This window comes from Halomonas sp. 18071143, assembly GCF_019211725.1.
GTDB classification, from domain to species: Bacteria; Pseudomonadota; Gammaproteobacteria; order Pseudomonadales; family Halomonadaceae; genus Vreelandella; species Vreelandella stevensii.
Window position 1 is genome coordinate 437,676 of the sequence record NZ_CP078120.1, and the last position, 24,531, is coordinate 462,206.

Genomic DNA, 24,531 nt, shown 5'->3' on the forward strand with positions numbered 1-24,531 from the left:
CATGCATCCAAAACGGGGTGAAGGCTCAACCAGTGCCTTGGGGCGTGGTAATATCGCCCGCTATCACGGTTAATCGCCTATATACGGCATATAGTACATGGAGAGAGGCAATGAGTGAGGTGGATCAGGCGTTAGCGCTGCTGTCGCGAGGTACGCATGAAATCCTGGTAGAAGACGAGCTGCGCAAGAAACTGGCGTCGGGCCGCAAGCTGCGCATCAAGGCTGGATTCGATCCTACCGCCCCCGACCTGCACCTCGGCCATAGCGTGCTGCTCACCAAAATGCGCCAGTTCCAGGATCTGGGGCACACGGTGATCTTCCTGATTGGTGACTTCACCGGTCGGATCGGTGATCCCACCGGCAAGAACGTCACCCGCAAGCCGCTGACCGAAGCCGATGTCAAAGCGAATGCGGAAACCTATAAAGAGCAGGTTTTCAAGATCCTCGATCCTGAAAAGACCGAAGTCCGTTTCAATGCGGAGTGGTTCGGTGAGCTGACCGCCGCGAAGATGATCGAGCTGGCCGCCCAAAGCACCGTGGCCCGCATGCTGGAGCGTGACGACTTCGAGAAGCGTTACAAGGCCAATCAGCCCATCGCCATCCATGAATTCCTCTACCCGCTGGTGCAGGGCTACGATTCGGTTGCGCTGGAAGCCGACATCGAGCTGGGCGGTACCGACCAGAAGTTCAACTTGCTGATGGGGCGTGAAATCCAGAAGCATTTTGGCCAGGAGCCACAGGTCGTCATTACCATGCCGCTGCTGGAAGGGCTGGACGGCGTCCAGAAGATGTCCAAATCGCTGGGCAACTACGTCGGCGTGGACGAAGCGCCGGGGTCGATGTTCAACAAGCTGGTCTCCATGCCTGACAGCTTGATGTGGCGCTACTTTGAATTGCTCTCGTTGAAAACCAACGAAGAGATCGCCGCGCTGAAGCTCAGCGTGGAGCAGGGTGCCAATCCTCGGGATGTGAAGATGGAGCTGGCGCGTGAACTCATCGCCCGTTACCACGGCGATGAAGCAGCCGCGAATGCGCATAAATCGGCGGGCAACCAGCTGGCCGAGGGTGAGCTGCCGGAAGACCTGCCGGAAGTGACGGTGGATTTCGAAGGCAGCGAGCAAGCGCCCATCGCCGCGGTTCTGAATCGCTCCGGCCTGACAAAGAACAGCGCCCAGGCCAAGGACATGCTGAAAAATGGCAGCGTCAAGGTCGATGGCGAGGTCGTTGCTCAAGATGCCATGCTGGCCATCGGTAAGGTGTACGTCATCCAGGCAGGCAAGAAACGTTACGCCCGTGTGACGCTTGCTTGAACTTTTTGAAAACTTTTTCAAAATACCCCTTGCCAACCCGGCAGCGAATCCGTAAAGTACGCATCCGCTGCCGGGGACGCCAAGCGTTACCAGCGGTGAAGAAGGTTGAAAAACCTTCGGTTTGTCAGGAAGTTAGTGTCATCTGTTGGTTGGATTGATCGCTCGCTTCACGCGCTGAAAGCAGCCCTTGACAAACACCACGGAATGCGTAGAATACGCCTTCCTCGCTGAGGCAACACGGTTCAGGTCACCGAGCCCGTCGCAGCGAACTCAAGAAAGTTGCTCTTTAACAATTTGATCAGGTAATTCATGTGGGCGCTTGCCGATGAGGGTGAATCATCACCTAATATCAAGGCAAGCGAACACGAAGATGCTCTTCGGAGTATCACAGTGAATTCGTTTGAACCTTGAGTCAAGTTTGATCCGCTTTTGTTGTCTTCGGCTAGTCCTGAGATGGCGAGTAAGGATCGCATTGATCTTAAACTGAAGAGTTTGATCATGGCTCAGATTGAACGCTGGCGGCAGGCCTAACACATGCAAGTCGAGCGGTAACAGATCTAGCTTGCTAGATGCTGACGAGCGGCGGACGGGTGAGTAATGCATAGGAATCTGCCCGATAGTGGGGGATAACCTGGGGAAACCCAGGCTAATACCGCATACGTCCTACGGGAGAAAGGGGGCTTCGGCTCCCGCTATCGGATGAGCCTATGTCGGATTAGCTGGTTGGTGAGGTAATGGCTCACCAAGGCGACGATCCGTAGCTGGTCTGAGAGGATGATCAGCCACATCGGGACTGAGACACGGCCCGAACTCCTACGGGAGGCAGCAGTGGGGAATATTGGACAATGGGGGCAACCCTGATCCAGCCATGCCGCGTGTGTGAAGAAGGCCCTCGGGTTGTAAAGCACTTTCAGTGAGGAAGAACGCCTGGTGGTTAATACCCATCAGGAAAGACATCACTCACAGAAGAAGCACCGGCTAACTCCGTGCCAGCAGCCGCGGTAATACGGAGGGTGCAAGCGTTAATCGGAATTACTGGGCGTAAAGCGCGCGTAGGTGGCTTGATAAGCCGGTTGTGAAAGCCCCGGGCTCAACCTGGGAACGGCATCCGGAACTGTCAAGCTAGAGTGCAGGAGAGGAAGGTAGAATTCCCGGTGTAGCGGTGAAATGCGTAGAGATCGGGAGGAATACCAGTGGCGAAGGCGGCCTTCTGGACTGACACTGACACTGAGGTGCGAAAGCGTGGGTAGCAAACAGGATTAGATACCCTGGTAGTCCACGCCGTAAACGATGTCGACCAGCCGTTGGGTGCCTAGCGCACTTTGTGGCGAAGTTAACGCGATAAGTCGACCGCCTGGGGAGTACGGCCGCAAGGTTAAAACTCAAATGAATTGACGGGGGCCCGCACAAGCGGTGGAGCATGTGGTTTAATTCGATGCAACGCGAAGAACCTTACCTACTCTTGACATCCTGCGAATTTGGTAGAGATACCTTAGTGCCTTCGGGAACGCAGAGACAGGTGCTGCATGGCTGTCGTCAGCTCGTGTTGTGAAATGTTGGGTTAAGTCCCGTAACGAGCGCAACCCTTGTCCTTATTTGCCAGCGCGTAATGGCGGGAACTCTAAGGAGACTGCCGGTGACAAACCGGAGGAAGGTGGGGACGACGTCAAGTCATCATGGCCCTTACGAGTAGGGCTACACACGTGCTACAATGGTCGGTACAAAGGGTTGCCAACTCGCGAGAGTGAGCCAATCCCGAAAAGCCGATCTCAGTCCGGATCGGAGTCTGCAACTCGACTCCGTGAAGTCGGAATCGCTAGTAATCGTGGATCAGAATGCCACGGTGAATACGTTCCCGGGCCTTGTACACACCGCCCGTCACACCATGGGAGTGGACTGCACCAGAAGTGGTTAGCCTAACGCAAGAGGGCGATCACCACGGTGTGGTTCATGACTGGGGTGAAGTCGTAACAAGGTAGCCGTAGGGGAACCTGCGGCTGGATCACCTCCTTAAACGATGTCTTCCCCTCGCGGCAAGCGCTCACAATGAATTACCTGATCAGATAGTAGAGCAAACGGTTTTCGCACGATCCCCTCTTGGGTCTGTAGCTCAGTTGGTTAGAGCGCACCCCTGATAAGGGTGAGGTCGGCAGTTCAAATCTGCCCAGACCCACCAAATTCCTGTTACGCCGAAACGACGACATCGCCCTCTGCAGCTTGCTGCAACGTGCGGTTCATTGACGTGTCAGCGAGGAATTTATAACAAGAGGTCGGTCTTGCATAACACGATGGGGCCATAGCTCAGCTGGGAGAGCGCCTGCCTTGCACGCAGGAGGTCAGCGGTTCGATCCCGCTTGGCTCCACCATATCGCGTCGTACCAGGTGATATCTCCTGTGCTTCTCGTACCGTTTGTTGGTTTTGTGACCATTGATAAGCCAGAACGTACCGCGTTGTCTTATCACTGTTCATAGAACAGTCGCTCTTTAACAATGTATATCATGCTGACAGAAACGCGTTGAACGCGTTTCTACGTAAATTGTATTGTGATACGTCTCAAGCGTATCCGGCAATCGTTATCATTGCGAACCCCAGACTCCTTCGGGTTATAGGGTCAAGCAATGAAGCGCACACGGTGGATGCCTAGGCAGCCAGAGGCGATGAAAGACGTGGTAGCCTGCGATAAGGTTCGGTGAGGTGGCAAACGACCTGCGACCCGGACATCTCTGAATGGGGAAACCCACTCATCACAAGATGAGTATCTTGCGCTGAATACATAGGCGCAAGAGGCGAACCAGGGGAACTGAAACATCTAAGTACCCTGAGGAAAAGAAATCAACCGAGATTCCCCTAGTAGCGGCGAGCGAACGGGGACCAGCCCTTAAGCGTGTGACCGATTAGACGAACAGACTGGGAAGTCTGGTATAGCGGGTGATAGCCCCGTAGTCGAAAATCTGATCACGTGAAATCGAGTAGGTCGGGGCACGAGAAACCTTGACTGAAGACGGGGGGACCATCCTCCAAGGCTAAATACTCCTGGCTGACCGATAGTGAACCAGTACCGTGAGGGAAAGGCGAAAAGAACCCCGGAGAGGGGTGAAATAGATCCTGAAACCGTGTGCGTACAAGCAGTAGGAGCAGACTTGTTCTGTGACTGCGTACCTTTTGTATAATGGGTCAGCGACTTATATTCAGTGGCGAGGTTAACCGTATAGGGGAGCCGTAGGGAAACCGAGTCTTAACTGGGCGACACAGTCGCTGGATATAGACCCGAAACCGAGCGATCTATCCATGAGCAGGGTGAAGGTTGAGTAACATCAACTGGAGGCCCGAACCAGGATCTGTTGAAAAAGATTTGGATGACTTGTGGATCGGAGTGAAAGGCTAATCAAGCTCGGAGATAGCTGGTTCTCCTCGAAAGCTATTTAGGTAGCGCCTCACGTATCACCGCCGGGGGTAGAGCACTGTTTCGGCTAGGGGGTCATCCCGACTTACCAACCCGAGGCAAACTCCGAATACCGGTGAGTGCCAGCGTGGGAGACACACGGCGGGTGCTAACGTCCGTCGTGAAAAGGGAAACAACCCAGACCGTCAGCTAAGGTCCCCAAATCCTGGTTAAGTGGGAAACGATGTGGGAAGGCTCAGACAGCTAGGAGGTTGGCTTAGAAGCAGCCATCCTTTAAAGAAAGCGTAATAGCTCACTAGTCGAGTCGGCCTGCGCGGAAGATGTAACGGGGCTAAACCAGGTACCGAAGCTACGGGTTCATCCTTACGGATGAGCGGTAGAGGAGCGTCGTGTAAGCCGATGAAGGTGTGTTGAGAAGCATGCTGGAGGTATCACGAGTGCGAATGCTGACATGAGTAACGATAAAGGGAGTGAAAAACTCCCTCGCCGGAAGACCAAGGGTTTCTGTTCGACGCTAATCGGAGCAGAGTGAGTCGGCCCCTAAGGCGAGGCCGAAAGGCGTAGTCGATGGGAAACGGGTCAATATTCCCGTACCGGACATGATTGCGATGGGGGGACGGAGAAGGCTAGGTGAGCCAGGCGTTGGTTGTCCTGGTGAAAGTGAGTAGGCTGGGGTCTCAGGTAAATCCGGGACCCTCCCAGGCCGAGACACGAAACGAAGACACTACGGTGTCGAAGTCATTGATGCCACGCTTCCAGGAAAAGCCTCTAAGCTTCAGATCATGTGCGACCGTACCCCAAACCGACACAGGTGGTCAGGGTGAGAATCCCAAGGCGCTTGAGAGAACTCGGGTGAAGGAACTAGGCAAAATGGTGCCGTAACTTCGGGAGAAGGCACGCCGGCGTAGGGTGACGAGACTTGCTCTCCAAGCCCGAACCGGTCGAAGATACCAGGTGGCTGCAACTGTTTAGTAAAAACACAGCACTCTGCCAACTCGCAAGAGGACGTATAGGGTGTGACGCCTGCCCGGTGCCGGAAGGTTAAGTGATGGTGTTAGGCCTCGGCCGAAGCTCTTGATCGAAGCCCCGGTAAACGGCGGCCGTAACTATAACGGTCCTAAGGTAGCGAAATTCCTTGTCGGGTAAGTTCCGACCTGCACGAATGGCGTAATGATGGCCACGCTGTCTCCACCCGAGACTCAGTGAAATTGAAATCGCCGTGAAGATGCGGTGTACCCGCGGCTAGACGGAAAGACCCCGTGAACCTTTACTATAGCTTCACACTGGACGCTGATGTTGCCTGTGTAGGATAGCTGGGAGGCTTTGAACCTCGGACGCCAGTTCGAGGGGAGCCAACCTTGAAATACCAGCCTGGCATCATTGGCGTTCTCACTCAGGTCCGTGATCCGGATCGAGGACAGTGTGTGGTGGGTAGTTTGACTGGGGCGGTCTCCTCCCAAAGCGTAACGGAGGAGCACGAAGGTACCCTCAGCACGGTCGGACATCGTGCAATGAGTGCAAGAGCATAAGGGTGCTTGACTGCGAGACAGACACGTCGAGCAGGTGCGAAAGCAGGTTCTAGTGATCCGGTGGTTCTGTATGGAAGGGCCATCGCTCAACGGATAAAAGGTACTCCGGGGATAACAGGCTGATACCGCCCAAGAGTTCACATCGACGGCGGTGTTTGGCACCTCGATGTCGGCTCATCACATCCTGGGGCTGAAGTCGGTCCCAAGGGTATGGCTGTTCGCCATTTAAAGTGGTACGCGAGCTGGGTTTAGAACGTCGTGAGACAGTTCGGTCCCTATCTGCCGTGGGCGTTGGATGTTTGAGAAGAGCTGCTCCTAGTACGAGAGGACCGGAGTGGACGACCCTCTGGTGTTCCGGTTGTCACGCCAGTGGCATTGCCGGGTAGCTATGGTCGGACGGGATAACCGCTGAAAGCATCTAAGCGGGAAGCCCCCTTCAAGATGAGACATCCCTGAGGCCTAGAGCCTCCTGAAGGGCCCAGCGAGACCAGCTGGTTGATAGGCACGGTGTGGAAGCGCTGCAAGGCGTTGAGCTAACGTGTACTAATGGCCCGTGAGGCTTGACCCTATAACACCCAAGGGGTCTGGTCGTGATGATGACGAAGGAGTGCGAACGCACTCGCAACACCGGATACGCTGCAGTGAGCCAGAGCGCTTGCTGACAAGAGACGCACACAATACACGTCAAAAATACGTCAAGAACACCTCAGCATGATATGCATTACCTGTTACGCCTGACGACCATAGCACGCGTGAACCACCTGATCCCATGCCGAACTCAGAAGTGAAACCGCTTAGCGCCGATGGTAGTGTGGGGTCTCCCCATGTGAGAGTAGGTCATCGTCAGGCACTTATTACGAAACCCCGGCCTTATGGCCGGGGTTTTGCTTTTTGGGGGTCTCCCCCTGAAGAGTAGCGGAGCGCCGCCCGCCGGGTGGCCGGCCCGAACATCGTCAGGCACTTATTAAGCAAAAAGCCCCGAGCACTCTGTGTTCGGGGCTTTTTGCTGTGCGTTGTGTACAATAGTGGTGTGTGGACAGTGCACGATATTTACGCAAAGCAGGCGGGCTTAACATAATTTATAACAACTCCTTACTCTTCACATCTGGTGTACAACCCTGTGCTCTTTTAGTATGTAATTGAATGATTTGGAGTAATGGCTCAGGAGGAGAACCACATGAATACGACGATCATCAAGAAGCTGGCGACTGCGCTTTTCATTGCGCTGATGGTAGGTGGTTTGGCGGCCTGTGATAATCAGGGCCCCGCCGAGGAGGCTGGCGAAAGCATTGATAACAGCATCGAAAGCGCCGGTGAAAGCCTGGAAGAGATGGGCGAGAGCATCGAAGAGTCTGCCGAAAACTAAATTTGAAAAACTAAATCTGAAAAACCAAGCAATGCATCACCCGCTATCCGAACCTGACGGGTCAAGCATAAAAAAACAGCCGCTGAATCAGCGGCTGTTTTGCGTTGCAGCGGTCAATGACCCGCGTATCAGGCACCCGGGTTCTGTTCGATGCCTTGCAGGTACCAGGGAGCCTGGTCACGCATGGCGCGTGTGAGGTGCCAGGTTTCGTTGAACTCGGTCTGTTCGCCGTTCTCTTCCAGTAGGCCATGGAAGATGACCGTGGCTTCGGCAACGCCGTCGTACTCATTGATATCGCCAAGCTCGGCGAACAGGCGCACGACCTCCGTGCGGTTGTTGGCAGGCTCCTGTGCGCGCTCTTCGCGCAGCAGGTTGTAGAGCTCGGGGGTCACGTACTCCTGAATCTGGCTGAAGTCGTTATTGTCCCAGGCGCGCTGCAGCGTCATGAAGTGCTCCTTGGCGCCGCCGAGAAAGCGCTCTTTGTCGAACCAGGCAGGCGTGCTTTGCAGACCGCTGGCTAAACTGCCGGGAGCTGCCGACGAAGAGAAGCTGGTGGGAGCCGCGGGGGCAGCGTCACCATGCTGTTCGCGCTGATAACCCGCTTGCGTGGCAGGACGACGTTGGCGCATGAAGGCGCGGAACGCGAAGACGGCGAGCGCTGCGACACCCACCATGACCAGCAGGTCCATCATGCGCAGCTCGTCGAAGGCGCCGCCAAAGAACAGCGCTGCCAGCAAGCCACCGGCCAGCAGGCCGCCCATCATGCCACCCATGCCGCCACGGCGAGCTGCAGCAGCGCCTGCCTGACCCTGCTGGGCAGGCTGGGCCTGTTGTTGGGCAGGCGTGCTGGCGGGGCGGTCCGCCGAGCGAGACATACTGCCCACGTTGCCACCACCGCCCATGCGGCGCGCTTCGGCATACTCGATAGCGGCACTCATACCCATCACGCTGACCAGCAGCATGACAAAAAACTGTCGTAACATTGAGGTTTCTCCCTTCAGGATGCAGAAAACGGAAGGCGCCGGGAACCCAGCTCCCAATCCATAAACGAGGGCCAGTGTACCGTGTAACGTCCTGTCTGGGTTATGCTGACACACACTATAAAGACAAAAGTAAGGTGAAAAAGTGCGTATTCATAAGACAGATAGTCTGCTGCTGCTGATCGATTTCCAGGCCGGATTACTGCCCGTCATCGAGGGCGGCGAACTGGCCATTCGCGAAGCGGCCTGGCTGGCTGGGGTGGCCGAGATGCTGCAGGTGCCACGCTGGCTGACTGAACAGTACCCGGAGCGTTTAGGCGGTACGGAGGCGGGGCTGGTAAAGGCTGTGGGCACACATGAACGATGGCAAAAAACGCATTTCAGCATCATGGAAGAGCCTGACTTTGCACAGGCCCTCAAAGCGCTGGGGCGGCATCAGATCATCGTTTGTGGCACGGAAGCCCATATTTGCGTACTGCAAAGTGTGCTGGGCCTGCGGGAGGCGGGCTACGAGGTGTTCTGGCTGAGCGAAGCAACGGCCAGTCGCCGCCGCGAAGAGGCGCAACTGGCCAGGGCGCGTGCCTGTGCGGCAGGCGCGGTGGCCGTCAGCGCCGACATGGTGGCGTATGAGTGGCTGCACCGCTGTGACACCCCGCTTTTCAAGGAAGTGCACCAGCGCTTCCTCAAACCGCGCTCACCATGGCCGGTAACCTTTTTCTAGCGGTCGCGGTCGGCTTCCTTGCGGGTAAAGACCAGCGTATCACCTTCCGATGCGGCCGAGTCGAAGCGATAACCTGCCACATCGAACGATGTCAGGGCATCGGGGTCGTTGATCTGTTGCTGGATGATCCACGCGCTCATCAAGCCACGGGCTTTCTTGGCATAGAAGCTGATGATCTTGAACGTACCGTTTTTTTCGTCCTTGAACACTGGCGTAATGATGCGTGCATCCAGCTTCCGAGTGTCGATGGCCTTGAAGTATTCGTTCGAGGCCAGGTTGACCAGTACCCTGGAACCACTTTCTTCCATTGCCTGGTCGAGCGCGGGAGTCACCACAGGCTTCCAGTAGGCATAAAGGTCCTTGCCAGCATCGTTGGGCAGTTTGGTGCCCATTTCCAGACGGTAGGCCTGAATGAGATCCAGCGGGCGCAGCAAGCCGTAGAGACCCGAGAGGATACGCAGATGCTGCTGCGCAAAGCGGTTGTCTGCCTCGCTGAAGGTCTCGGCCTGCAGGCCGGTATACACGTCTCCTTGAAATGCCTGAACGGCGGGCTTGGCGTTGTCGAGGGAGAAGGGGGGCTGCCATTCGGCAAAGCGCGCGGCATTGAGCCCGGCCAGCTTGTCGCTAATGCCCATCAAATCGCTCAGCTGTTGAGGTGAATAACCACGCAAGATATCGATCAGCGGCTGGCCATGCTCCAGAAAATCAGGCTGTGTCACCTGGTCGGTAGTGGAGGGCGTTTCGAAATCCAGCGTTTTGGCCGGGGAAATGACGCTCAGCATGGCGGGCTCCTTTTGCCGTGACCAAGGATAAGCCACTGCCCTACGCTAACGTGCGGGCAGTGACGAGAAATCGTGCAGCTATTATATCAAGCCTTGGGGTGTGCCAAGGCTATCGGGGTGATAGCGGCAGGGCTATCGGGCGCAGGGGCATCAGGGGCAGTGGTTCGGCATGCGGCGATGAATGTCATCGATGGCCGTGAGCACGTCTTCGTCCAGTTTGAGCCCTTCGCTGGCGAGGTTGCTTTCCAGCTGGTCCATGGTCGTCGCGCCGATGATGTTGCTGGTCAAGAAGCTGCGCGAGTTGACGAAGGCCAGCGCCATCTGCGCGGGGTCCAGGTCGTGCTCTCGGGCCAGGTCCACGTAAGCCTGTGTCGCTGCTTCCGCTTCTGGCGAGGTGTAGCGCTTGAAACGCTCATACAGCGTCAGGCGGCCCTTGGGAGGCTGGGCGCCGTTGAGGTATTTGCCTGATAGAACGCCAAAACCCAGTGGAGAATAGGCCAGCAGCCCGACATCTTCACGATGAGCGATTTCTGCCAGACCCACCTCGAAGGAGCGGTTCAACAGGTTATAGGGGTTCTGAATGGAGGCCACCCGGGGCAGGCCCAACTGCTCCGAAAGATGCAGCATGCGCATGACGCCCCAGGGGGTCTCGTTGGAGAGACCTACGGCGCGAATTTTGCCTGCATCGACGAGTTCCTTCAGTGCCGACAGGGTTTCTTCGAGAGAGGTGGTCTCTTCCTGGGCATCGTGCACATAACCCAACTTGCCAAAGAAGTTGGTGCTGCGCTCGGGCCAGTGCAGTTGATAAAGATCCACGTAGTCGGTCTGGAGCCGCTCGAGACTGGTGTCGATGGCCTGATGAAGGTGCTCCCGGCTCATCTTGGGCCCGCCGCGAATATGATCCAGGCCCGGGCCGGCTGCCTTGGTGGCGATGATCACGTCATCACGGGCGCCGCGGGCCTTCAGCCAGGTGCCAATATAGCGTTCGGTGAGACCCTGCGTCTCCGCCTTGGGGGGAACCGGATACATTTCCGCTGTGTCGATGAAGTTGATGCCAAACGCAACGGCTCGATCCAGCTGTTCGTGAGCTTCGGTTTCGCTGTTTTGCTCACCAAAGGTCATGGTACCTAAACATAGGCGACTGACATCGATTCCCGTTCTACCCAAGGGGCGCGTTTGCATGACTCTCTCCTTATTGAGACGAAATGTGCTCGGGCGGCATGGCGCCGAAGGGTGCCATTTTCGACCAGTGGCAGCCATGTTAACGAGGCGCTACAAAAGCAGCAAATCAATAGGGTTGAGTCGGCGCCAAGGCAAGCGTATGCTTGCCAGCCCATTGATCGGCCCAGCGCCGGTTTATCGCGTGGTTAGCGGCTCCTGAACGGCGCTAGCCGAAGTTTTCCCTGGTAAAAGAGGCAGGGTGGTTCGCCATGCCGCAAGTATCATCGCTGTTGACTCGGCTGGAGTTTCGTCTGGCCGAGCAGCTGTTTCACACGCGCTGGCTGTTGCCGCGCTCACCGCGTACCCAGCGACTGACGATGCGTCTTTTCAAGCGTTGTGCGGAAGCGGGGCATCCTGATGCCCAGTCGCTGTACGGGCACATGCTGTTTCATCGTAGCGTGTCGCCTCAGGATAAAGCGCGCGGAGCCCGCTATGTATTGGAAGCGGCCCAAGCGGGTGATGTAAAGTCACAGTATCAGCTTGCGTATATCTACGAGCATGGCTGCGTGCAGTATCCACAGCGTGAGGATTACGCGGTGACCTGGTATGCACGTGCAGCTCAGGCAGGCCATTACCTCGCGGCACAGCGCCTGGTGCGCGCCTACCAACGGGGGGAGCTTGGGCTGGTGGTAGACCAGGACCAGGCTGCCTACTGGCTGAATCTGGCCGAACAACCTTCGCTGGCGGGCCGTCGCGCAGCGGCGTGAGCGGGTTCGCAGCAGGTCGTTGGCCTGCCGATAGACTGATGAGGAAAGCAGTGTCCGAGACGCTACCAACAGTGCTGGATATTGAAGCGTCCGGATTTGGACGTGGCAGCTACCCGATCGAAGTTGGCATCGCGCGTGCCGACGGCAGCTGCTGCGCGTTTCTGATTCAGCCCCTCGAAGAGTGGACCCACTGGGACCCGAAGGCCGAACTGCTGCATGGTATTTCCCGTGATCGCTTGATCAAGGAGGGCTACCCGGTGCGCCAGGTGGCCCACTGGCTCAACGACGAGCTGCGCGGGCTTGGCAAGGCATACAGCGATAGCTGGGGCTACGACAATACCTGGCTGTCGCTGCTGTTCCATCATGCGGGCATGCTGCCGCGGTTTCGTCTGGAGGCGCTGCGTATCCTGATGAGTGATGAGCAGCAGGCGATCTGGAGCGAGACCAAGGAAGCCCTCGTAGCCGAGCGCAGCATCCACCGTCATCGGGCAGGCGAAGATGCGCGCCTGTTGCAGCTGACCTACCAACGTACCCTGGCGCAGCTTGGCCGCTGCTCCTGACTAGCGTAGCTGGGTTTCCATCGCATCCAGAAGTTGATCGGGCGTGGGTGCGTCCAGCAGCATGTCACGTGTCGTCTGAGCCATGAACCCGTGACCAACGGTGCCATCCAGGAAGGTCAGCAACGGAGCGTAGAAGCCGTCGGTATCCAGCAGCCCCATGGGCTTGTCGTGGAGGCCCAGATACCCCCACGTCCATATCTCGAATAGCTCTTCAAACGTGCCAATGCCACCGGGCAGGGCGATAAATGCATCGGCGTTGGCCGCCATGGTCGCCTTGCGTTCGTGCATGTTGGGTACGCGAATCAATTCGGTCAGCCCGAAGTGCGCCTGTTCGCGCTCCACCAGGTGGTCAGGCATGACGCCGATGACGTCACCGCCAGCATCCAGCGCTGCATTGGCCAACGCCCCCATCAGACCTATCCGTGCGCCGCCGTATACCAGGGTATGACCGCGCTGGGCCAGTGCGCTTCCCAGCGTATGGGCCGCGTGACGAAAAGCGGGGCTGCTGCCTTCACGGGAACCGAGGTAGACACAAATACGTGACATGATAACGAGTCCTTAACGTAAACGGGGAGGGGCGGGGTGCCGCTGTCGACTCAAGCCAGACAGCGTTGAACGTCGTAATGCTCATCCATCCACTGGCCGATCACATTGTGGCCGCACAAGTGGTGTGCGTACTGGGTGTGCAGGCAGCGTACCTGTTGCCAGTTGCTGATGCCGCCAACGCCGCGCTCGGTGAGCACATCGGTGTAACCCAGTCGTGCGACCTCTTCCCGCTGGGCCTCGCTCATGAAATGCCAACGCGTGGCCACGTAATCTTCATGGCTTTGTCGATAGGCGGCGAGAAACTCGGGCTCTTCCTGCAGGCGCTGCTCCAGCGACTTGATGACGCCCACGGCCTCGATACGCGATATCTCGATCTTGAGCAGATCCGAGCAGAGCCAGTACAGGGTAGGAAACGGTTTGTCGTCAACGATGGGGGCCATGCGCAGCACGAGAGGGGTGCCATGCGCATCGGTGGCTGCAACGGCTTCGATACCGCGTGGGGCACGCCCGAGCTGCTGGGTGATAATCGCCAGTTGGCGTTCGTCGGGGGCTTGGTCGGTACGAATAACCATTGCTGAGGGGTCTCACTGTTGATCGTCTTGAACGAATTTGGTCGAACGGCCTACGGCTCTGAAAAAGCAGCGGTTCAACTGCTCCGGTGACGCCACGTAGCGCCACTTCTCTTCGCAGTACTCCGCCGCTCGGGCCATCAGCGCATCGTAGAGCCGATTGAACGGGGCATCATAATCGTAGGGGTCTGCGCCAAACAAGCGGATGTGCGGGTAATCGGCAAAACGCTCCATGAAATAGCGCTCCAGGTCGGCCTCGACGGCGCGGTGCTGCGCCGTATTGTCGGGATCGATCCAGAGATTGTAGCGGATAGCCATAAGGACTCCTGATGCCCTGCCCTGGGTGGCCCAAGCGGATCAGGCTGTTGCGGGCTCGGCGACTAAATGGGTGGAAAGTGCCCGACGCAGCTCTCCTTCGAGGGGGACGGCACGCTTGGCATGATGGTCATAATGCACCATGACCGTGTGTCCCAGGTTCGTCAACGTTTCGCGCTGGCGTGCTTCCTGGGTCACGGTGAAGGAGCTGTTGCCCAGCCGAGTCAGGTAGGTACGTATTTCGATATCGTGACCATAAAACAGTTCAGCACGATAATCGATTTCCATGCGGGCCATGATCAGCCGCCACTGGCGTGGGTTCAGATCGGGGGTGAAAAGCTTGAACAGGTCGTTGCGTGCCAGCTCGAACCAGGCGGGCAGCCGGGTATTGTTGATATGGCCCAGAGCGTCGGTGTCGTAAAAGGCAGGCTCGATGATACGTGTAAACATCGTTTTATCCTTGTTATGGAGGCGTCAAAACACCTTGTCAGCATTCACCCAAGCGAGCGCTTGGTCAAGCGCGACGTCGATGATACCAGGCAGTGAGCTGCATCCAGCCCAGCAGCCAGAGCGTCGCCACGGCAAACCCGGCCAGCGTGCCCCAGAAAAGCCCCAGCGTGTCATAGGTATAGGAAACGCACAGCGCATAGCACAGCAGTGAGCCCAAGCCCATGGGGTAGTGTTTGATGACCGTGGCCACGGGCGCATGGCCGTGATTCAAGTGCAGGATGAGCAAAAAAGGCAGCATGGTGACGGGGAAAGCCGCCAAGGTTCCCGCCCACTGAGGGGGCACCCAATGGGCAATCCGAGTGATGGTGAAGATGATGACGGTGGCCAGCGTGGCGCGTGCCAATAACGCTGACCAGGAAAACGCTCTGCCTGCCGAGCTTCTGACATCGGGCACCACACGAAATAGCCAGCTGAACAGCACGATGGCACACAGCGTGACCAGCGTACCAGTGACCCGCGTGAAGCTGAATTGTGCCAGCAGCGTACTGACGGCCAGCCAGGCAGCGAAACCGCCCAGTACGCCGCCGAGTACGCCCGACATGCCGGGTCGGCGCCCCGCCACGATGTAACCAGCCCCAAGGGCCATGGTGGCGGTAAAGCCCGCCAGGGTGTGAACGGCACTTTCGCTGGCAAAGGCGGGTGAGATTTCCAAACCGATGAAAAACAGCGCCAGTGCCGTGCCCAGCGGATAGCCCGAGAGCAGTCCAGCCACGCGTGGGCTGGCGCGAACGGCGACCGCCCCCAGACCCAATACCATGCTGACTGACAACCCCAGTTTGGCCAGTTGCCAGGTGAGCGGAACTTCTATCATGCGGCGTTTTCCTTGCTTTATTATGTGATTTATTAGTGGTGTGACAAACGTACGAGCGTGAATTGGCCGACCGCTTTGCCAGCCTGGAAGCGCTGCAAGCAGACCCGGAGATTCACGACTTCGTGACGTGGCTGGCCACCAAGCCAGCAGGTTTCAAGCCCAAATCGCCGGTGCGTAAACGCCGCTGAACCCGTGTTCATCCGGAGCCTAAACCAGGCGCAGCCCCTGCTGGTCCTGCCAGGCCGCTTCCAGCGCTTGCTCGAGCGGTGCCTTGAGATGCTCGGGCAGTGCGGCGTGGGCATCGTTCAGCGACACGAAGTCACGATTGCGCAGCCAGCAGTAGGCCCAGGCGCACGCTTCTTCTTCGCTTTGTGGCGCAGGGCGGGCAGGCATCTGGTTGAGCAGAAACACCGCCGTACGAGGCGCCCAGCGCGGTATTTCAGCAGTGCTTTCCTCGCACCACTGCCGGAGCGTGGCGCCGTTGGGAGTCGACTCCGGCGTGCCCAATTTGGCTACCCGTGCCGTTTCCGCCAGAATCAGCGCCAACTGATCGACATCAGCCCTGCCTAGCGACAGCCACTGACGCAGCAGTGCCGGGAGTCCTGTACGCACCTTGGTATAAAAGTCATCTTGCGGCATGCTGCGTGACTACCTCGTAAACATAAGTGAGACCGATCATGGCATTCGATTTTGCCACGCCTGTTGAGCGACGCGCGCCTGCCGGAGGTTATGCATCCCAAAAATGGCACCGCTTTGGTGCTGACGTGTTGCCGCTGTGGGTGGCCGACATGGACTTTCGCTCACCCCCTGCCGTCATAGACGCGCTTCAGGCACGGGTCGAACACGGCGTCTATGGGTACGGCGAAGTGCCCACCAGTTTGACCGATGCCCTCTGCCAATGGAGCGCCCAGCACTATGGCTGGACGATTGAGCCGAGCTGGCAGCAGTGGCTGCCAGGCGTGGTGCCGGCGCTGCACTTTGCCGCCATGGCGCTGACCCAGCCAGGCGAAGGCATCTTGACGGTCGCCCCGATCTATCCCCCCTTCATGGCGGTGGCTGCCCGTACGGGGCGCGTGGCACAGCAGGCGATGTTAGCCGAGCCCGCCGCCCCTGGCGAGCCCTGGACACTGGATATTGCCGCGCTGGAAGCGGCCATGACCCCACAAACGCGGCTGCTGCTATGGTGCCATCCCCACAACCCAACGGGGCGCGTCTGGACCACAGAAGAACTGACGGCCCTGGCAGCGTTGGTGGAGCGCCATGACCTGTGGGTAGTCTCGGATGAACTGCACTGTGACCTGCTATTGAGAGAGGGCGACACGCATCGCCCGTTGGCGGCCATGTTTCCCACCCTGGCCAAGCGCACCATCACGCTGTGGGCACCGTCCAAAACCTTCAACCTGGCCGGGTTGACCAGCGCCTGTGCCGTCATCGCCGATGCCGAACTGAGAGAGCGCTTTGCCACGGCCACCAAAGGGTTCTTGCCCGATGGCAATGTGCTGGGACTGGTGGCTGCCGAGGCAGCCTACCGTGACGGGGAGCCATGGCGGCAGGCGTTGCTGGAGGTGCTACGCAGCCATCGGGCAACGCTGGAAGCACGCGTGGCCATGTGGCCCGGCGTCTCGCTGAGCGCGCCAGAGTCTACCTATCTGGCGTGGCTGGATATGCGTGAGGCGGGTCTGGGGGCATCTCCCGCCCAGGCACTGTTGGAGCAGGCAGGCGTGGCGTTGTCAGACGGTACCGCGTTTGGCTGCCCGGGGTTCGTGCGCCTCAATTTTGGCACCACCGCTTCCCAACTGGAAGCGGCGTTGTCACGGATGGATGCGCTGCTAAAAGCGTGATGCGCTGCGCTGGTTGTACAGCATCAATAAAGCAGGGCAAACAGCTTGCGGCGGTAGGTGACCGTCAACGGATGGTCGGCTCCCAGTGCATCGAATACCTGCAGTAGCGTCTTGCGGGCCGCGTCGTCGTTATAGGCGCGGTCCTGCTTCATCAGCGTCAGTAAGGCTTCCAGGCCTGCGTCGTACTGACCATCGGCCACCTGGCGCAGCGCCCGCTGATACTGCGCTTCGCTGTCCGTGCGATCACCCAGCGTGGCGATCTCTTCGGCAGGTAGCGCCTGTTCGCTGAACTCGATGCTGGCGCGCACGCCACGCGCGGGCGCGGCATCGCGCTCTTCGGGGGGCAAATTGTCCAACACACTGCGCGCCTCTTCACCGCGGCCTTCGGCGACCAGCGCTTTGGCCAACCCCACCTGATACGCGTAGTGCTCGGGATATTGGCCCATCAGCGTTTGGTAGATCTCCCGTGCGCCAGCGGCGTCGCCAGCCCCCAAGGCTTCCTCTGCCTGCTCTTCGGGGCTGAGCGGTGCATCACTGGGAGCAGGGAAGTAGCGATTGAGCCACTCGCGGACTTCTTTCTCTGGCAACGCCCCCTGGAAGCTATCCACCAGGCCACCCTGGCTCACCAGCTTCACGTCTGGCACCGAGCGCACGCCAAGCTGGCTGGCAATTTCCGGGTTGGCTTCCACGTCCAGCGTGGCCAGCAGAAACGCCCCGGCATACTCGACGGCCAGCTTCTCGAGCACCGGCATCAGGTTTTTACAAGGCTCGCACCAGGGAGCCCAGCAATCCAGGAGTACCGGTACCTGCATGGACGCTTCCAGCACCTGCTGAATATTGCCCGCGTTCAGTTCGATGATGACCTCTTCGCGAGTAACGGAGGGGCGCTCACCCTGTGCAGCAGCACTCTGGCTGGTCGCGGGGTCGGCCGTCAAAGGGTTGCCGGTGCGGGGATCGATAATCGACATGGGTAAACTCTGCATCGCGTGAAAAAGGGATTACCCTTGGATATGCAGGCGTGAGGCGGAGGATTCAAGCAATGTGTTGGAAATAAAACGTTGGCTGCATAAGTGATGCGCACAAAAAAGCCGATCCTCGAAAGAATCGGCTTTTTCTATGTTTGGTAGCGGGGACCGGATTTGAACCGATGACCTTCGGGTTATGAGCCCGACGAGCTACCAGACTGCTCCACCCCGCATCAACGTGTGGCGTATTCTACGCATTTTTATCGCCAAGTCAACCCCTTCGATAAAACGCTTTTATGCTGGCGGTCATGATCATCGTGCTGCAACATGGCCAGAGTATAGCTATGCTTTCAGTAGGCATAATAAAAAGCATGCGGTCAGCGTGCCGCTGATGAGTTCAAGCGGCTCGCTGTCAGTGAGAAAAGCGTGAAGGCGCTTATTCAAAGTGGCTTGCGACACCATAACAGTGCTTACAGTCCAAGCCATTTGTCATATCAGGGAGGTAGTCAATGGCCAATCAAGCCCCCGTCGCCTGGGTAACTGGTGGAACTGGTGGAATCGGAACGGCAATCTGCCGCGCGTTGGCAGATGCGGGTTATTTGGTGGTGGCGGGGTACCATAACCCTGACAAGGCCAAAACATGGCTGGAAGCGCAGCAGGCCGATGGCTATGACAACATCGCACTGTCCGGTGTGGATTTGTCCGACCACAATGCCTGTATCGAAGGTGCCCGCGAGATCCACGAAAAGCATGGCCCCATCAGTGTGCTGGTCAACTGTGCCGGTATCACACGCGATGGCACCATGAAAAAAATGTCCTATGAGCAGTGGTATCAAGTCATTGATACCAACCTCAATACGGTGTTCAACACGTGCCGCAGCGTGATCGAGATGATGCTGGAGAATGGCTACGGCCGGATTATCAATATCTCCTCCATCAATGGACGTAAAGGACAGTTTGGCCAGGTGAACTATGCGGCGGCCAAGGCCGGTATGCATGGTTTGACCATGTCGCTGGCGCAGGAAACCGCCACCAAGGGGATTACGGTCAATACCGTATCGCCGGGCTATATCGCCACCGATATGATCATGAAGATTCCCGAGCCGGTGCGCGAGGCGATCCGTGAAACCATCCCGGTGAAGCGCTACGGCACGCCGGAAGAGATCGGCCGCCTGGTGACCTTCCTGGCAGACAAGGAGTCGGGATTCATTACCGGCGCCAATATCGACATCAACGGCGGTCAGTTCATGGGCTAAGCCCTGCTGTCAGGCACGACTCTTCACAAGAGCGATGTGAAAAACGGGAGGCCATGCGCCTCCCGTTTGCGTGAGTGCCGTCTGCTTTTGGGGATTCAGGGCTGGGGTGGTCTGGCCAGTCGCTGCAGCAGTCGCTCGATTTCAGGCGCTTCTTGCTGCCACAGTTCGCTGGGTAACGGTCCCAGTGCGAGCAGCTCGGCCAGGACGTCATTCAGCTCATCGACGGGGCTGCGCGTTTGATGAATACCGCTGTTGAGCCGCTCGACCTGAATGGCCAGGCGAAGCGGCTCGTCACGTTGATTGACGGTTCCCAGCGCCAGCAATGAAAGATGCACCCTCAGGCGGGCCAGTGGCTCTTCCAGAGCGTTATCCTGCGCGGGCGTTCCGGCGGCAAGCAGCGCTTGTCGGGCCTGGTTGCGCTGCTGATGCGCGTTTGCAAAGTGTTCGGGCAGCGGTGGGGCCTGTATTTGGGATGCGTCGACGCTGGGCGTGGACTCGCCTTGTAAGGCCTGCTGGTCGGCCTGCAAATGCGCGTGGATAAGGGGCGTCAGCGCTTGCCAGCGGGCTACGGCCTCGGTCATGGCCAAACGGTTGAGTCGCTCGCGCTTGGCACGCACGATGCCGCCCAAACGGCGCTGCATGCCGTCACTGCGCCGATGCCTGGGCAGGGGCTCCCACTGCTCGACACGAGAGAGATACTGTTCCAGCGTACGGGTGTCACTGGCATGGGTGGGCTGCCAGCTGTCCATTTCATCAATGATCTCCTGCAGCTGGTCCAGGGACTGCTGTTGCCGCGAGGCTTGTGCCTGCTTGCGAGCCTCTCGCTGGGCAAACAGCTGGTCGCAGGCGCTGCGGAACGCCTTCCAAAGGGCCTGCTCTTCCCCCTTGGGTGCGCGGCCTAGCGTCCGCCACTGCTGCTGCAGCTGTTTGGTACGCGCAATACGCGCGTCCAGCGGCTGTGCGTCCTCGCTTTGCAGGGCATTGACCTGCTCGATCAGGTCACGTTTTTGATGGGCAATCTGCTCCGCACGCTGATCGATCAGAGCCTGCAGCCGATGGCGAATGGCGCCAAATCGTCGGCCAATTGCTTCGCTATGCTCGCGTGGTACGGGGGAGTAATGGCGCCACTGAAGACGTGCCTTGTCACGAATTTCTCGTAGCGCGTCCGGGTCGGCATCCTCGGCCGGCTGGGCCAACAGGGTTTCGAGCTGTTCGCAGAGCGCTTCACGGCCACGCAGATTGGCGTCGCGCTCGGCGTCGAGCTGTGCGCGCCAGGGGGCGAGGCGCTCGTGAATCCGGTCGGAGGCGTGGCGAAAGCGTGCGGATTGCTCGCGATTGGCGGCGGCATCTCCCAGCGCTTTCCACTCCTTGACCAGTTGGCGGTGATGGCGGTCCAGTGCCGCTTCGGCCATGTGCTGGTCATCGGCCAGGGCCTCGATGCTGGCGCACAGCTGTTCACGTTTGGGGCCTGCCACGAAGCCGCGCCAGTCCCGCAGTTCGGCCAGTCGGGCGCCTAGCTGCTTGAGTCGGCGCTTGAGGGGCTGGGCCTCGTCGCCGGACAGCGCTTCTATCAGAGGCTTGAGGCGCTGGTGCTGGCGGCTGGCGCTTTTGAACGGGCCGCGCTCCAGCAGATGCTCGAAGCTGTCCAGGTCGGCTGCCAGGGCCTCGAACGAGGGCCCCGAGGGCGGTGAGGCGCTGGTCTTGGGCGTATGTGCCAGCTGTTTTTGCGCCTGGATCAGCAGGGTGGGAGGCGTCAAGGTGGCAGGCCAGTCGCACTGGGTCATCAGTGCGCGGAGCGCCGTGGTGTCATGCTGTACCACCGCTTGTTCCAGTGCGCTGCGTACCGACAGCCAGCGCTGCCAGGCCTCCAGGCAGTGTTCGTACTGCTGCAGCACATGGAAATAGCGCTGCTGGGCAGTCTCATGGGGGGCGTGTTGATCGGAGAGCGCCTGCCAACGCTGGTCCAGAAGCTGTCGCTGGGCGCGCAGGCTATCGATATCCTGAGCCGTCAGGTCGGTGCCGTGGGTCAGGCCTTCCAGCGTTTCTTCGAGCCCGCTCAAGAGCTGATCGCGAGTGTTCTCTACTTCGGCTCTTCTTGCCAGGCTTTGCTGGCGTGCCTGCTCCTGTGCTTCATGGTCTTGCAGCGTTTTGCGGCAACCCAGTACGGCCTGCTGGAAGCGTTGCTCCTGTTCGGCAGTGGCCGGGTGATCCAACTGACGCCATTCCCGCTCGAGGTGGCGAAAGCGACCGCCATAGAGTGGTTCCCAGGGCGCGTGAGCGTGCTTTTCCATTTGCGTCAGGATGTGTTCGCGTTGAGCCAACTGATCGGCCAGCCATTCGGCATCGTCGCGACGCTGGGTGAGCTTTTCCTTGGCCAGCCGGACCACTTGCCGGTCACGCCGGGCTTCTTTCAGGAGGCGCTTGAGGTTGTTTTCGTCGGTGATACGCTCGGCCGCCTGCTGACGCACGGCCGCCACGCTGTTATGGCAGGCGTGCTCCACCAGCATCTGCTCATCGGTCATCCGTTCCAGGGCGGCCAGGCGCAAGCTCAGGTTGTCGCCCTGGGCGGCTAACGCGTTCAATAAGCGTGGGTCAGTCAGTTGCGCCACGACACTCTGTCGCGTGGCCAGGTCGGTGCGGCCCTCGGCGCCGGTGAGCCGCTGGCAAAGCGCGTTGAACCACGCCTCGTTATGGGCCTGTTCGGGATAGCCTGCCATCAGGCCTTGCAGGTCATCCAGCGCCAGCAAGGCGGCCAGTGCTACCTCGGTGTTGTCGTCCCGGGCGAGCGTGACAAGCGCGGTGCGCTGCTCAGGATGCTGTGGGTCCAGCGTATGAAGTGCCTTGAGACGCACCTCGGGATCGGGGTGTTGCCACCGAGGAGCGAACAGGCGTCGTAACAGTCCGTGCATGGATCATCCTGCCAAGAGGTGCGTAATATGAAAAAAATCAGCCATCGATGAGTAGGCGGTTGCAGTCATCGTCGCTGTCGCTTAGCTTTGCCCTATGGTTGTGAGTTTTCCAGTCAATCACAACCCAAGGCGCGAGATTGCGCTACCCTTATTTTACCTGAACAAGACATGGAGTTCGGCCATGAGCCTCAACGCCAACAGTGCCGACATAGCCTTCACCTTCAAAGGCGGCATGCTGCCGATGACCGTCATGGAGTTGACCAGTGCTGATCCGGAGCGCATCCGTCGGCAGTTGGCTGGCAAGTTGTCGCAATCCCCCGCGTTCTTTCAGCATACACCGGTTGTGTTGAGTGTGGAAAAGCTCGATGAGCCGCACCTGGCACTGGAGCGTATCTGTGCCGTATGTCGCGATCACAAGCTGCTGCCCGTGGCCGTGCGCGGTGGGGCCGAGCCAATACGCCAGTCTGCCTGGGCGCTGGGGCTGGGCTGGTTTGCCCCGGTAGAAGAGGGGCGTGCAAGGGCGTTGGAAAGCGTCGCGCCGCTGACTGAACCAACCCAGGAAGATGAGGAAGAAGCGCTTCAGCCCACGCAAGTGCCGGGGGTTACGCGCCTCTACAGAGGGACGGTGCGCTCCGGGCAGCAGGTAAGCTCTGCCGCAGGCGACCTGATCGTGATTGGCGCGGTGAACGCAGGCGCCGAAGTATTGGCGGCAGGCAGTATCCATATTTACGGTGCCTTGCGAGGGCGTGCCCTGGCAGGTATCCATGGCAATATCGATGCCGGCATCTACTGCCGGGAACTGGAAGCCGAGCTACTGTCCGTGGCGGGCAACTACAAGCGTCTGGAAGATATCGACTCTCAACTGCTGGGGCGGGCAGCTGAGGTGCATTTCATCGCGGAACAGCTGGATATCAAACCTTTGGACTGAGCCGAGTGGCTGAACCGCCGGGCAGAGGCTGATGTTTTCTGCCTAGCGACGCCGCCGTCGTGATCCGTTACAGTACCGCTTTTGACGACATTGATGTTCCCGTTAGGTGAATAGCGCCACGGCGCTCGCCATAAACGACTTCAAGAAGGAAGTGACTCTTGGCCAAAATTATTGTGGTGACCTCTGGTAAAGGGGGGGTCGGTAAAACTACCAGCGCTGCGGCGATTTCGACGGGGCTGGCACTGCGCGGAAAGAAAACCGTAGTGATCGATTTCGATGTGGGGCTGCGTAACCTGGACCTGATCATGGGGTGCGAGCGTCGCGTGGTCTACGATCTGGTCAACGTGATCCAGGGAGAAGCTGGTCTGAATCAGGCGTTGATTCGTGACAAGCGGGTAGAGAACCTGTTTATCCTCCCCGCGTCGCAAACCCGCGACAAGGATGCGCTGACTCAGGAAGGCGTGGAAAAGATCCTGGAGCAGTTGAAGGAAGACTTCGACTTCATCCTGTGTGACTCCCCGGCAGGTATCGAGCGTGGCGCCCAGTTGGCCATGTACTTTGCTGACGAAGCCATCGTGGTGACTAATCCCGAGGTGTCGTCGGTACGTGATTCGGATCGTATTCTGGGGCTGTTGGGCTCGAAAACCCAACGTGCCGAGCAGGGGCTGGAGCCGGTCAAGGAGCACCTGTTGATCACCCGCTACAACCCGTCGCGTGTGACCTCGGGCGACATGCTCACGCTGGAAGACATTCGCGAGATTCTGGCCATCGACCTGTTGGGGTTGATTCCGGAATCCGAAGCGGTGCTGCGCGCTTCCAACCAGGGGGTGCCGGTGACCCACGATGCGGCCAGTGATGCTGGGCAAGCCTACGCCGACACTGTGTCTCGGCTGCTGGGTGAAGAGATGCCGCTACGTTTTCATGAGCTTCAGCGCAAGGGATTGCTGAGCCGGATGTTTGGGGGTAGTCGTCGATGAAACTGCTGGAATTCTTGAAGCGTGAGCGCAAGAAATCCGCCTCGGTGGCCAAGGAACGATTGCAAATCATCGTGGCGCATCAGCGTAGCCAGCGTGGTCAGCCAGACTACATGCCGCTGCTTGAGCGCGAACTGCTGGAGGTCATCCGCCGCTATGTGCACGTGGATGACGATGCCATTCAAATCTCCCTGGACAGTGAAGACAACTGTTCGGTGCTGGAGCTGAACGTGACGTTGCCCAAGAGCTAGGGGCTGGGCGATGTAGCGGCGATAGGCGTCGTGGGTGTGCTAGTCTTGAGCTTTTGTTCCCACCCGACCCGCATGG

At 58.7% G+C, this 24,531-nt stretch carries 22 protein-coding genes, 3 tRNA genes and 3 rRNA genes; 16 read left to right on the forward strand and 12 right to left on the reverse strand.

The annotated features are described in order from the left end of the window. Positions 1-110 precede the first annotated feature (110 nt). The 7 genes from tyrS (at position 111) to KVY02_RS02205 (ending at position 7,609) form a co-directional block, all read left to right on the forward strand. Positions 111-1,310 carry a tyrosine--tRNA ligase gene (gene tyrS / locus KVY02_RS02175; RefSeq protein WP_218314233.1) on the forward strand — a complete coding sequence of 400 codons (1,200 nt, stop codon included), beginning with the start codon at positions 111-113 and terminating at the stop codon, positions 1,308-1,310. A gap of 480 nt (positions 1,311-1,790) precedes the next feature. Next, positions 1,791-3,323: ribosomal RNA gene (locus KVY02_RS02180) — 16S ribosomal RNA — on the forward strand. 86 nt (positions 3,324-3,409) lie between these two features. Further along, positions 3,410-3,486: transfer RNA gene (locus KVY02_RS02185), tRNA-Ile, on the forward strand. 114 nt (positions 3,487-3,600) lie between these two features. Next, positions 3,601-3,676 (forward strand) — tRNA-Ala (locus KVY02_RS02190). Positions 3,677-3,920: 244 nt separating this feature from the next. Next, positions 3,921-6,811: ribosomal RNA gene (locus KVY02_RS02195) — 23S ribosomal RNA — on the forward strand. A 165-nt stretch (positions 6,812-6,976) separates the two neighbouring features. Next, positions 6,977-7,092 (forward strand): 5S ribosomal RNA (rrf, locus tag KVY02_RS02200). Together the 16S, 23S and 5S rRNA genes with 2 tRNA genes alongside form the textbook arrangement of a ribosomal RNA operon. 328 nt (positions 7,093-7,420) lie before the next feature. Next, positions 7,421-7,609 carry a hypothetical protein gene (locus KVY02_RS02205; protein ID WP_016915953.1) on the forward strand — a complete coding sequence of 63 codons (189 nt, stop codon included), beginning with the start codon at positions 7,421-7,423 and terminating at the stop codon, positions 7,607-7,609. Positions 7,610-7,737: 128 nt separating this feature from the next. On the opposite strand, the gene KVY02_RS02210 is transcribed toward KVY02_RS02205, so the two are convergent. Continuing rightward, positions 7,738-8,592 (reverse strand): Tim44 domain-containing protein, encoded by an 855-nt coding sequence (locus KVY02_RS02210; RefSeq protein WP_081138795.1) that lies wholly within the window; start codon positions 8,590-8,592, stop codon positions 7,738-7,740. A gap of 142 nt (positions 8,593-8,734) precedes the next feature. Between KVY02_RS02210 and KVY02_RS02215 the strand changes: the two genes are divergently transcribed. Beyond that, on the forward strand, positions 8,735-9,310 hold the full coding sequence (locus tag KVY02_RS02215) for an isochorismatase family protein (RefSeq protein ID WP_218314234.1): 576 nt from the start codon (positions 8,735-8,737) through the stop codon (positions 9,308-9,310). On the opposite strand, the gene yaaA is transcribed toward KVY02_RS02215, so the two are convergent. Both yaaA and KVY02_RS02225 read right to left on the reverse strand, forming a co-directional pair. Then, positions 9,307-10,092 (reverse strand): peroxide stress protein YaaA, encoded by a 786-nt coding sequence (yaaA, locus tag KVY02_RS02220; protein WP_081193819.1) that lies wholly within the window; start codon positions 10,090-10,092, stop codon positions 9,307-9,309. The two genes, KVY02_RS02215 and yaaA, sit on opposite strands and share 4 nt — an antisense overlap. Positions 10,093-10,242: 150 nt before the next feature. Next, a complete protein-coding gene (locus tag KVY02_RS02225; protein ID WP_081193821.1) occupies positions 10,243-11,274 on the reverse strand; it encodes an NADP(H)-dependent aldo-keto reductase in 1,032 nt (343 codons plus the stop codon). Positions 11,275-11,522: 248 nt separating this feature from the next. Here KVY02_RS02225 and KVY02_RS02230 point away from each other — a divergent pair, with 248 nt between their 5' ends. Both KVY02_RS02230 and KVY02_RS02235 read left to right on the forward strand, forming a co-directional pair. Next, positions 11,523-12,020 (forward strand): tetratricopeptide repeat protein, encoded by a 498-nt coding sequence (locus KVY02_RS02230; RefSeq protein WP_218314236.1) that lies wholly within the window; start codon positions 11,523-11,525, stop codon positions 12,018-12,020. Positions 12,021-12,070: 50 nt separating this feature from the next. Then, entirely contained in the window at positions 12,071-12,580 is a 510-nt protein-coding gene (locus tag KVY02_RS02235; RefSeq protein WP_218314237.1) for a hypothetical protein, read from the forward strand. Here the strand turns inward: KVY02_RS02235 and KVY02_RS02240 are convergent, their stop codons facing one another. From KVY02_RS02240 to KVY02_RS02260, 5 genes are all read right to left on the reverse strand, one after another. Continuing rightward, positions 12,581-13,126: an LOG family protein gene (locus KVY02_RS02240; RefSeq protein ID WP_218314238.1), complete on the reverse strand. Its 546-nt coding sequence runs from the start codon at positions 13,124-13,126 to the stop codon at positions 12,581-12,583. It abuts the gene before it with no gap. Between the two features lie 50 nt (positions 13,127-13,176). Beyond that, a complete protein-coding gene (locus KVY02_RS02245) occupies positions 13,177-13,698 on the reverse strand; it encodes a DUF501 domain-containing protein (protein WP_016915961.1) in 522 nt (173 codons plus the stop codon). Between the two features lie 12 nt (positions 13,699-13,710). Further along, positions 13,711-14,013 carry a hypothetical protein gene (locus KVY02_RS02250; protein WP_016915962.1) on the reverse strand — a complete coding sequence of 101 codons (303 nt, stop codon included), beginning with the start codon at positions 14,011-14,013 and terminating at the stop codon, positions 13,711-13,713. A gap of 39 nt (positions 14,014-14,052) precedes the next feature. Then, entirely contained in the window at positions 14,053-14,460 is a 408-nt protein-coding gene (locus tag KVY02_RS02255) for an acyl-CoA thioesterase (RefSeq protein WP_039183441.1), read from the reverse strand. A 64-nt stretch (positions 14,461-14,524) separates the two neighbouring features. Beyond that, positions 14,525-15,331, reverse strand: coding sequence for a hypothetical protein (locus KVY02_RS02260; RefSeq protein WP_081138798.1), 807 nt, complete (start codon positions 15,329-15,331; stop codon positions 14,525-14,527). A gap of 62 nt (positions 15,332-15,393) precedes the next feature. Here KVY02_RS02260 and KVY02_RS18230 point away from each other — a divergent pair, with 62 nt between their 5' ends. Then, entirely contained in the window at positions 15,394-15,519 is a 126-nt protein-coding gene (locus tag KVY02_RS18230; protein ID WP_016915966.1) for a hypothetical protein, read from the forward strand. Positions 15,520-15,538: 19 nt separating this feature from the next. Here KVY02_RS18230 and KVY02_RS02265 read toward each other — a convergent pair whose 3' ends face one another. After that, positions 15,539-15,970 carry a hypothetical protein gene (locus KVY02_RS02265; protein WP_016915967.1) on the reverse strand — a complete coding sequence of 144 codons (432 nt, stop codon included), beginning with the start codon at positions 15,968-15,970 and terminating at the stop codon, positions 15,539-15,541. Between the two features lie 38 nt (positions 15,971-16,008). Here KVY02_RS02265 and KVY02_RS02270 point away from each other — a divergent pair, with 38 nt between their 5' ends. Then, positions 16,009-17,172, forward strand: coding sequence for a MalY/PatB family protein (locus KVY02_RS02270; RefSeq protein ID WP_218314239.1), 1,164 nt, complete (start codon positions 16,009-16,011; stop codon positions 17,170-17,172). A 23-nt stretch (positions 17,173-17,195) separates the two neighbouring features. Here the strand turns inward: KVY02_RS02270 and KVY02_RS02275 are convergent, their stop codons facing one another. Then, positions 17,196-18,140 carry a tetratricopeptide repeat protein gene (locus tag KVY02_RS02275; RefSeq protein WP_081138808.1) on the reverse strand — a complete coding sequence of 315 codons (945 nt, stop codon included), beginning with the start codon at positions 18,138-18,140 and terminating at the stop codon, positions 17,196-17,198. A gap of 153 nt (positions 18,141-18,293) precedes the next feature. Further along, positions 18,294-18,370 (reverse strand) — tRNA-Met (locus tag KVY02_RS02280). A 276-nt stretch (positions 18,371-18,646) separates the two neighbouring features. Between KVY02_RS02280 and phbB the strand changes: the two genes are divergently transcribed. Continuing rightward, positions 18,647-19,393 (forward strand): acetoacetyl-CoA reductase, encoded by a 747-nt coding sequence (phbB, locus tag KVY02_RS02285; RefSeq protein ID WP_081138809.1) that lies wholly within the window; start codon positions 18,647-18,649, stop codon positions 19,391-19,393. Positions 19,394-19,488: 95 nt separating this feature from the next. On the opposite strand, the gene KVY02_RS02290 is transcribed toward phbB, so the two are convergent. Then, complete coding sequence (locus KVY02_RS02290; protein WP_218314240.1) at positions 19,489-22,302, reverse strand: DUF349 domain-containing protein; 2,814 nt, start codon at positions 22,300-22,302, stop codon at positions 19,489-19,491. Between the two features lie 181 nt (positions 22,303-22,483). Between KVY02_RS02290 and minC the strand changes: the two genes are divergently transcribed. The 3 genes from minC (at position 22,484) to minE (ending at position 24,455) form a co-directional block, all read left to right on the forward strand. Beyond that, entirely contained in the window at positions 22,484-23,230 is a 747-nt protein-coding gene (gene minC / locus KVY02_RS02295) for a septum site-determining protein MinC (RefSeq protein ID WP_100731961.1), read from the forward strand. 158 nt (positions 23,231-23,388) lie between these two features. Then, complete coding sequence (gene minD / locus KVY02_RS02300; protein WP_081138813.1) at positions 23,389-24,207, forward strand: septum site-determining protein MinD; 819 nt, start codon at positions 23,389-23,391, stop codon at positions 24,205-24,207. Beyond that, on the forward strand, positions 24,204-24,455 hold the full coding sequence (gene minE, locus KVY02_RS02305) for a cell division topological specificity factor MinE (protein WP_016915987.1): 252 nt from the start codon (positions 24,204-24,206) through the stop codon (positions 24,453-24,455). Before minD ends, minE begins: the two co-directional genes overlap by 4 nt. The last annotated feature ends 76 nt before the right edge of the window (positions 24,456-24,531 follow it).